This window comes from Pseudomonas sp. B23(2017), from assembly GCF_002113725.1.
GTDB classification, from domain to species: Bacteria; Pseudomonadota; Gammaproteobacteria; order Pseudomonadales; family Pseudomonadaceae; genus Aquipseudomonas; species Aquipseudomonas putida_Z.
This window is the reverse complement of sequence record NZ_NEJM01000032.1, coordinates 1-8,371: the sequence shown is the minus strand read 5'-3', so window position 1 is coordinate 8,371 and position 8,371 is coordinate 1. Positions and strand designations below refer to the sequence as shown.

The 8,371-nt window shown below is 64.3% G+C and carries 8 protein-coding genes; 1 reads left to right on the top strand and 7 read right to left on the bottom strand.

All coding sequences use genetic code 11. From position 1 onward, the window contains the following. Positions 1 to 286 precede the first annotated feature (286 nt). From CAG46_RS27335 to bioB, 7 genes are all read right to left on the bottom strand, one after another. Positions 287 to 2,092, bottom strand: a complete 1,806-nt coding sequence (locus CAG46_RS27335) for a phenylacyl-CoA dehydrogenase (protein ID WP_025337435.1) — start codon at positions 2,090 to 2,092, stop codon at positions 287 to 289. A gap of 286 nt (positions 2,093 to 2,378) precedes the next feature. Then, complete coding sequence (locus CAG46_RS27330) at positions 2,379 to 2,675, bottom strand: hypothetical protein (protein ID WP_003258614.1); 297 nt, start codon at positions 2,673 to 2,675, stop codon at positions 2,379 to 2,381. Between the two features lie 230 nt (positions 2,676 to 2,905). Continuing rightward, positions 2,906 to 3,586, bottom strand: coding sequence for a dethiobiotin synthase (bioD, locus tag CAG46_RS27325; RefSeq protein ID WP_085618473.1), 681 nt, complete (start codon positions 3,584 to 3,586; stop codon positions 2,906 to 2,908). Positions 3,587 to 3,596: 10 nt separating this feature from the next. Then, positions 3,597 to 4,415 carry a malonyl-ACP O-methyltransferase BioC gene (bioC, locus tag CAG46_RS27320; protein WP_075044392.1) on the bottom strand — a complete coding sequence of 273 codons (819 nt, stop codon included), beginning with the start codon at positions 4,413 to 4,415 and terminating at the stop codon, positions 3,597 to 3,599. Continuing rightward, the gene (locus CAG46_RS27315) at positions 4,408 to 5,139 is read right to left on the bottom strand and encodes an alpha/beta fold hydrolase (protein ID WP_025337431.1); all 732 of its coding nucleotides are present in this window, start codon (positions 5,137 to 5,139) and stop codon (positions 4,408 to 4,410) included. The genes bioC and CAG46_RS27315 overlap by 8 nt, the downstream gene beginning before the upstream one ends. Continuing rightward, positions 5,132 to 6,304 (bottom strand): 8-amino-7-oxononanoate synthase, encoded by a 1,173-nt coding sequence (bioF, locus tag CAG46_RS27310; protein ID WP_085618471.1) that lies wholly within the window; start codon positions 6,302 to 6,304, stop codon positions 5,132 to 5,134. Before bioF ends, CAG46_RS27315 begins: the two co-directional genes overlap by 8 nt. 1 nt (position 6,305) lies before the next feature. Continuing rightward, a complete protein-coding gene (gene bioB / locus CAG46_RS27305) occupies positions 6,306 to 7,364 on the bottom strand; it encodes a biotin synthase BioB (RefSeq protein WP_013970556.1) in 1,059 nt (352 codons plus the stop codon). Between the two features lie 89 nt (positions 7,365 to 7,453). Between bioB and CAG46_RS27300 the strand changes: the two genes are divergently transcribed. After that, positions 7,454 to 8,185 carry a ComF family protein gene (locus CAG46_RS27300; RefSeq protein WP_085618469.1) on the top strand — a complete coding sequence of 244 codons (732 nt, stop codon included), beginning with the start codon at positions 7,454 to 7,456 and terminating at the stop codon, positions 8,183 to 8,185. Positions 8,186 to 8,371 lie beyond the last annotated feature (186 nt).

The window sequence follows — 8,371 nt, the reverse complement described above, 5'->3', positions numbered from 1 at the left end:
TGACAGCTTGTGCTCCCACTCGTGCTCATGGCACCTGCGGCATTCAGCTTGTCATTCACCGCTCTCACTCCAGATTTTAATCCCTCATCAAGACACAAGCGGCCTTGCGTCGCGAAAGGGGCGCGAAGCGACCCCAGCTTTTTGTATCACAGCCGAAATTGCCGGGGTTGCTACGCAACCCTTTCGCGACGCAAGGCCGCTCCCACAGGGGATAGCGTTCAGCTTTCCAGAATGTAAAAACCCGCCTGCCGGTGAGGGCAGGCGGGTTTGGTTTACAGCGGCAGGATCAGTACGACAGGCCGAAGTGCTCTTCGTCCATCGCCATCAGGTTGTTGGCACCCGACAGCATGGTCGCCACGTGGGTACGGGTACGCGGCAGGATGCGCTGGAAGTAGAAGCGCGCGGTCTGCAGCTTGGCGGTGTAGAACGCTTCTTCGCTGGTGCCGGCAGCCAGTTTCTCGGCCGCCAGGCGGGCGATGTCGGCCCAGAAGTAGGCCAGGCAGGCGTAGCCGGAATACATCAGGTAATCGACCGAGGCCGCACCTACTTCTTCGCGGTCCTTCATGGCGGCCATACCTACTTTCATGGTCAGCTCGCCCCATTCCTTGTTCAGCGCCGCCAGCGGTTCGACGAACTCCTTGACCGCTTCGTTGCCTTCCTGCGCCTGGCAGAACTTGTGCACGATCTTGGTGAAGCCCTTCAGCGCTTCGCCCTGGGTCATCAGCACCTTGCGGCCGAGCAGGTCCAGGGCCTGAATGCCGGTGGTGCCTTCGTACAGCATGGAAATGCGGCTGTCGCGCACGTTCTGCTCCATGCCCCACTCGGCGATGAAGCCGTGGCCACCATAGATCTGCACGCCATGGTTGGCGGCTTCGAAGCCGACCTCGGTCATGAACGCCTTGGCGATCGGGGTCAGGAACGCCAGCAGGGCATCGGCCTTCTTGCGCTCTTCTTCATCCTGGCTGTACTTGACGATGTCCACCTGCTTGGCAGTGAAGTACACCATCGCGCGGTTGCCTTCGGCGAAGGCCTTCATGGTCAGCAGCATGCGACGCACGTCCGGGTGGACGATGATCGGGTCAGCAGCCTTGTCCGGTGCTTTCGGGCCGGTCAGGGAACGCATCTGCAGGCGCTCACGGGCGTACTTCAGACCACCCTGGAACGCTACTTCGGCGTGGGCCAGGCCTTGCAGCGCGGTACCCAGGCGAGCGGTGTTCATGAAGGTGAACATGCAGTTCAGGCCTTTGTTGGCCGGGCCGATCAGGTAGCCGGTAGCGCCGTCGAAGTTCATCACGCAGGTGGCGTTGCCGTGGATACCCATCTTGTGTTCGATCGAGCCGCAGCTCACGCCATTGCGCTCGCCCACACCGCCTTCGGCGTTGGGCAGGAACTTCGGCACGATGAACAGCGAGATGCCCTTGGTGCCAGCCGGTGCGTCCGGCAGGCGGGCCAGGACGATATGGACAATGTTGTCGGCCATGTCGTGCTCACCGGCCGAAATGAAGATCTTGGTGCCCGACACCTTGTAGCTGCCGTCGGCCTGTGGCTCGGCCTTGGTGCGCAGCATGCCCAGGTCGGTACCGCAGTGCGGCTCGGTCAGGCACATGGTGCCGGTCCACTCGCCAGATACCAGCTTGGTCAGGTAGGTGTGCTGCTGCTCGGCGGTGCCGTGCGCAGAGATAGTGTTCATCGCGCCGTGCGACAGGCCCGGGTACATGCCCCACGACCAGTTCGAACCACCGACCATTTCGCTCAGGGCCAGGCCCAGCGACTCCGGCAGGCCCTGGCCGCCGTGCTCGACGTCATGCGCCAGGCTCGGCCAGCCGCCTTCGACGAACTGCTGGTAGGCCTCTTTGAAGCCGGTAGGGGTTTTCACGCCCGATTCGCTCCAGGTGCAACCTTCCTGGTCACCCACGCGGTTCAGCGGCGACAGCACCTGCTCACAGAACTTCGCGCCTTCTTCGAGGATCGCGTCGACCATGTCGGGCGTGGCGTCCTGGCAACCCGGCAGGCTCTGATAGTGCGCCTCATAGCCGAGCAGCTCGTCGCGAACGAAGCGGATATCACGCAAGGGGGCTTTGTAATCAGGCATTGCGATGAACCTCTAGGTGAGTTCTGTGGGGTGACCCGCACTTGGCGGTCGTCGATCAAACAGTTGTTTGAAACTTACGTTTAGCTCCGCCTTATGTCAAGGATGGACTATGGTGCCATTTACGCCACGAAAAATGGCGAAAGCGCCAAGCCATGATATGTACCCCTGTGGGAGCGGGTTTACCCGCGAATGGGCCAGCCCGGAAAACAGAGGTGTCCGGGCGGACGCATTCGCGGGTAAACCCGCTCCCACAGGGATAGCGTTAGGTTCGGGAAGGGCCGCCGTATCAGGCGTAGGTATCGATGATCCGACCGAGCATTTCGTCGGATGCCTTGGCGACCTTTGCGCCAAGCTCGACTTCGAGTTTGCCCACGGCCAGCTGCACGGTGCTGGTGGCCAGGTCCATCTGCTGGCTGCGGTCGACCGCGCGCAGGCGTTCGGCCTGAAAATCGCTGGACTGGCTGGTGGCGCTACGTTCGGCGGTGGTGCTGGCGATCTGGCTGGCGGCCTGATCGACGCGGTTCTGGCCGGTCTGGATTGCGCTCAGGCCCGCGTAGTAGGCGGAGCTACCGGTGATTTCCATGTCAGGACTCCATTGACGCTGGATGACGAACAGGCCCAATTAAAGCAGGCCAGGGGTGAAAAGGCCCGTTTAAATCCCTAATGGCCTGGTGCCATTTGATAGGCCTTGGGTATTCCTGCACTGGCCTCTTCGCGGGTAAACCCGCTCCCACAGGTACTGCACAAGTCTCAAAAACTGTGGAGATCCTGTGGGAGCGGGTTTACCCGCGAAAGGGCCGGGCCTGGAAATGGCTAATCCAGCAGATCCAGCTGAAGGTGTTCAGCCACCATGTCGGCACTGGCCTGCTTCAATTTGGGCACACGCCCCAGGCATGGCGCTGGCAAACGCTCGGCCAGACTGGCCAGGTTCTCTTCCAGGCGCGAAGTACGCGGCTCGATGATGTTCGCCACCCATCCCGCCAATTGCAGCCCGTCACGGGCAATCGCCTCGGCGCTGAGCAAGGCGTGGCTGATGCACCCCAGTCGCACCCCCACCACCAGGATCACCGGCAACTTCAAGGCAATGGCCAGATCGGACAAGTTGGCCTGCCCCGACAACGGCACGCGCCAGCCACCGGCCCCCTCGATCAGGGTGAAGTCGGCATCTTGTTGCAGCACATTGCGCATCGCCGCCAACAATTCCGGCACGGCAAGCGTTACTCCCGCCTCGCGCGCTGCCACATGGGGTGCGATAGCCGGTTCGAAGGCAAACGGGTTGACCTGTTCGTAGGGCAGCTTGATCGTGCTTTCATCGATCAGCGCCTGGGCGTCACTGTTGCGCAAGCCTTTCGGTGTCATCGTGCAACCGGAGGCCACCGGCTTGGCCCCCAGCGTGCTCAAGCCTTGCGACCGTGCCGCATGCAACAGCCCGGCAGCGATGGTGGTCTTGCCAACATCGGTATCGGTACCGGCAATGAAATAGGCCTGGTTCATCTCGCTCCCCTTACACCTGTGGCTTGCGCAACAAACCATAGACCACCTGATAGGTGGCTGGCAGCCCCTCAGGCTGGCGAAACGCCTCATAAGCCTGCAGCAGGCCCTGCATGCGGGCCCGGCCGGTAAGCCCGGAAGGTCGGCCAGGGTTCAGGTTGTGGGCACCGAGGGCCTTGAGTTCATGGGTCAGGCTGCGTACATCCGGGTAGTGCAGCACGTGCGGGCAGCGCTGCAGCCCGAGCTGTTCGAAGCCGCTGGCTGCGCACAGGCGCTGATAGTCCTCGAAACGGCGGAAGCGGTTCACATGCACCAGGCCATCCACCGCCTGCCAACTGGCGCGCAGTTCATCGAGCGTACCCACACACAGGCTGCTGAAGGCCAGCACGCCGCCCGGGCGCAGCACTCGCAGCGCTTCTGCCAGCACGCTGGCGAACTGGTCGCACCACTGCACGGCCAGACTGGTGAACACCAGGTCGACGCTGGCATCACGCAGCGGCAAACGCTCGGCGTCACCGGCCACGTGATAGAGCGCCCCGCCCTGTTCGTTGCGGGCATGGCACAACATGCCCTCGGCGATATCCACCGCCACACCGCTGGCCTGGGTGAAACGCTCGGCCAGCGCCCGGCTGAAATGGCCGGTGCCGCTGCCCAGGTCCAGCCAGCGTGACGGCTGCAGGCCTTCCGGCAACTGCTCCAGCAAGCTCGAACCCACCGCGCGCTGCAAGGCTGCCACGCTGTCGTAGCTGGCTGCGGCGCGGGAGAACGAGGCCGCTACCTGGCGCTTGTCGGGCAGCGCGCCGGGCAGGGTTGGACGGGAAAGGTCAGTCATCGCCACTCTCATGCAGGAAACTCTTGATGCCCGCCGCCAGTTCCTGCGGGTACTCCAGCAGGAACGCGTGGGAACTGTCTTCGACCAGGCCCACTTCCACATCGGGCAGCAGCTCGCTCAGCGCTTTTGCCGCCTCTGCCGGTACCAGCGCATCGCTGCCGGCGAACAGGTGCAACTGCGGGCCACCGTAGGCCTGCAGTGCTTCGCGGGTGTCCAGCTTGGCCAGCACCTCAAGGCCGGTGGCCAGGTACAGCGGGTCGGTGTCCGGTACGCCGACACCCAGCTGGCGCAGCAGGGTGCGCGGTTGCAGGGCACCGTCGCTGCACAAGGTACGGAAGCGCTTCAGGGTGACCTGGGTATGGCTGCGGCAGCCGTCGAGGAAGGTGCCGAAAGTGTCTTCGGCCATGCCGTGGGGCCAGTCGGGGCGAGCCACGAAACTGGGGTTGCTGGCCAGGGTCAGCAGGCCGCAGCAATGGTCGCCGCGCTTGTGCGCCAGCGCGCTGGCCAGCATGCCGCCAAGCGACCAGCCGCCCAGCCAGACATCGCTCGGCAGCTTGCGGTCGAGGTGGTCGACCCAGGCCTGCACATCGCTGTCGGCCAGTTCCGGCAAGGGCATCAGCTCTACCTGCAGGCGGGCGTCCTGGGCACGCAGGCTGGCGGCCAGCGGCTCCAGAGAAGCAGTGCCCAGGCCCCAACCAGGCAACAGAACAAGTCGATTACGCATCGGCGCTCTCCAATTGTGGATAACACTCGGCCAATGCATTCAACAATAGCTGCACCTGCGCCTCGCTGTGCGCGGCGCTCAATGTCACCCGCAGGCGTGCGCTGCCCGCCGGCACGGTGGGCGGGCGGATGGCCGTGACCAGCAAGCCGCGCTCGCGCAACATGCCTGACAGGCGCAGGGCCTGTGCGCTGTCACCGATGACGATCGGCTGGATCGGCGTCGGGCTGTCCATCAATGCCAGGCCGATCTGCTGCGCGCCTTCACGGAACTGGCGGATCAGCGCGGCCAGGTGCTCGCGGCGCCAGACCTCGCGGCGCAGCAGTTCCAGGCTCTTGAGGGTGGCGCAGGCCAGCGCCGGTGGCTGGCTGGTGGTGTAGATGTACGGGCGGGCGAACTGCACCAGTGCCTCGATCAGTTCTTCGCTGCCAGCCACAAAGGCGCCAGCGGTACCACAGGCCTTGCCCAGCGTACCGATCAACACCGGCACATCTTCAACGCCAAGGCCGAAGTGCTCGACGATACCGCCACCCTGGGTGCCGAGGGTGCCCAGGCCATGGGCATCATCGACCATCAGCCAGGCACCGCGGGCGCGGGCGACATCGGCCAGCGCCGGCAGGTCGGCCAGGTCGCCGTCCATGCTGAACACGCCATCGGTCACTACCAGGGTATTGCCGACGGCCTTGTCCAGGCGGCTGGCCAGGCTGGCCGGGTCGTTGTGCAGGTAGCGGTTGAAACGGGCGCCGCTGAGCAACCCGCCATCCAGCAGCGAAGCGTGGTTCAGGCGGTCCTGCAGCACCGTGTCGCCCTGCCCCACCAGCGCGGTGATGGCGCCCAGGTTGGCCATGTAGCCGGTGGAGAACAACAGCGCGCGCGGGCGCCCGGTGAGTTCGGCCAAGGCCTCTTCCACCTGGTGGTGCGGCGTACTGTGGCCGATCACCAGGTGCGAGGCACCGCCACCGACACCCCAGCGCTCGGCGCCGGCCTGCCAGGCGGCAATCACCTCGGGGTGGTTGGCCAGGCCCAGGTAGTCATTGCTGCAGAAGCCCAGCAAACGCTGGCCATCGACCACCACTTCCGGCCCCTGCGGGCTTTCCAGCAGTGGCCGCTGCCGATACAGGTCTGCGGCGCGCCGTTCGGCCAGGCGCGCCGCCAGGTCGAAGGCCATTTCAGGCTGTCGCGGCGTTGTAGAACATCTCGCTGCTGCGCTGCTCGACCAGCGCCTGCTCGATGGCCGCCTGGTGCACTTCGTCGGCGTGCTCTTCACGCGCTTCGGGCTTGATGCCCAGGCGTGCGAACAGCTGCATGTCCTTGTCGGCCTGCGGGTTGGCGGTGGTCAGCAGTTTTTCGCCGTAGAAGATCGAGTTGGCGCCAGCCATGAAGGCCAGGGCCTGCATCTGCTCGTTCATCTGCTCGCGGCCGGCGGACAGGCGCACGTGCGACTTGGGCATGAGGATACGGGCCACGGCCAGCATGCGGATGAAGTCGAACGGGTCGACGTCCTCTTCCTCGGCCAGCGGCGTGCCGGCCACCTTGACCAGCATGTTGATCGGCACCGACTCCGGGTGCTCGGGCAGGTTGGCCAGCTGGATCAGCAGGCCGGCGCGGTCGTCCAGCGACTCGCCCATGCCGAGGATGCCGCCGGAGCAGATCTTCATCCCGGCATCACGCACGTAGGCCAGGGTCTGCAGGCGCTCGCTGTAGGTGCGGGTGGTGATGATGCTGCCGTAGAACTCCGGCGAGGTGTCGAGGTTGTGGTTGTAGTAGTCCAGGCCGGCCTGGGCCAGGGCCTTGGTCTGCTCCTGGTCGAGCTTGCCGAGGGTCATGCAGGTTTCCAGGCCCATGGCCTTGACGCCTTTGACCATCTCCAGCACGTAGGGCATGTCTTTGGCCGACGGGTGCTTCCATGCCGCGCCCATGCAGAAGCGGGTAGAACCGATGGCTTTGGCGCGGGCGGCTTCTTCCAGCACCTTCTGCACTTCCATCAGCTTCTGTTTTTCCAGCCCCGTGTTGTAGTGGCCGGACTGTGGACAGTATTTGCAATCTTCCGGGCAGGCGCCGGTCTTGATCGACAGCAGGGTCGAAACCTGCACGCGGTTCGGGTCGAAATGCGCGCGGTGCACGGTCTGCGCCTGGAACAGCAGGTCATTGAATGGTTGCTGGAACAGCGCCTTGACCTCGGCCAGGGACCAGTCGTGACGTGTTGTTGCAGTTGTGCTGGCGCTCATTGGCGTTTCCTTGTTTAGGCTGAAGCAGGCGCCGGGACAGGAATGCCCGCCAGCGCATCACGGATAGCTCGCATAGTCATGGAAGGCCTATGAACTGTCAACCACACTGGAAAAGACTGGTTTACAAGTGCTCACTTATTAACCAATCGTGTTTACTGTGCGATGAACCTGCCGAGCAGGCCTACCCGCTGTGCGTCGCCTGCGAGCAGGAACTGCCCTGGCTGGGCGATCATTGCCTGCGCTGCGCCCTGCCGTTGCCCATGGCCGGCCTGACCTGCGCTCAGTGCCAGCGCCGCGCACCGGCCTTCGAGCAGGTGCTTGCACTGTGGCATTTCGGCTTTCCGGTGGACACGCTGATCAGCCGTTTCAAGCACAACCGCCAGTGGCCCTTGGGGCGCCTGATGGCCGAATTGCTCGCGCATGGGCTGCTGCACCGCTTTACCGAAGGGCTGCCGCGCCCCGACCTGTTGTTGCCTGTACCCTTGGCCAGACGTCGACTACGGGAGCGAGGGTTCAACCAGGCGGGGATGCTCGGGCGCTGGCTGTCGTCGCAGGTGGGGGTACGTTGCGACGAGCGGTTGCTGCTGCGCACACGGGAGACACCTGCGCAGCAACAACTGGACGCCAAGGCCAGGCGACGCAACTTGCGCCTGGCGTTTACCGTCACGGGCAAGCTGACGGGCAAACACGTCGCCATTGTCGATGACGTGTTGACCACCGGTGCGACCGCGCAGGCGGTTGCCCAAGTGCTGCGCAAGGCCGGTGCGCGGCGGGTGGATGTGTATTGCCTGGCGCGCACGCCCAAGCCGGGGTATGTATGACGTGTGGGAGCGGCCTTGTGTCGCGAAAGGGCTGCGTAGCAGCCCCAGGATCTCTGCCACGGCAAAAATCGCTGGGGCTGCTACGCAGCCCTTTCGCGACACAAGGCCGCTCCCACACAAGCTACACTTCGCTGCCACTTACAATGACCGAATGCCCATGTCCCTGCCCCCCCACCTCACCCAGCA

Coding starts and splice junctions, on each gene's coding strand:
- bioD (WP_085618473.1), bottom strand. CDS start 3,586: ATGAACCAGGCCTATTTCATTGCCGGTACCGATACCGATGTTGGCAAG.
- bioC (WP_075044392.1), bottom strand. CDS start 4,415: ATGACTGACCTTTCCCGTCCAACCCTGCCCGGCGCGCTGCCCGACAAG.
- bioF (WP_085618471.1), bottom strand. CDS start 6,304: ATGGCCTTCGACCTGGCGGCGCGCCTGGCCGAACGGCGCGCCGCAGAC.
- CAG46_RS27330 (WP_003258614.1), bottom strand. CDS start 2,675: ATGGAAATCACCGGTAGCTCCGCCTACTACGCGGGCCTGAGCGCAATC.
- CAG46_RS27315 (WP_025337431.1), bottom strand. CDS start 5,139: ATGCGTAATCGACTTGTTCTGTTGCCTGGTTGGGGCCTGGGCACTGCT.
- CAG46_RS27335 (WP_025337435.1), bottom strand. CDS start 2,092: ATGCCTGATTACAAAGCCCCCTTGCGTGATATCCGCTTCGTTCGCGAC.
- CAG46_RS27300 (WP_085618469.1), top strand. CDS start 7,454: ATGAACTGTCAACCACACTGGAAAAGACTGGTTTACAAGTGCTCACTT.
- bioB (WP_013970556.1), bottom strand. CDS start 7,364: ATGAGCGCCAGCACAACTGCAACAACACGTCACGACTGGTCCCTGGCC.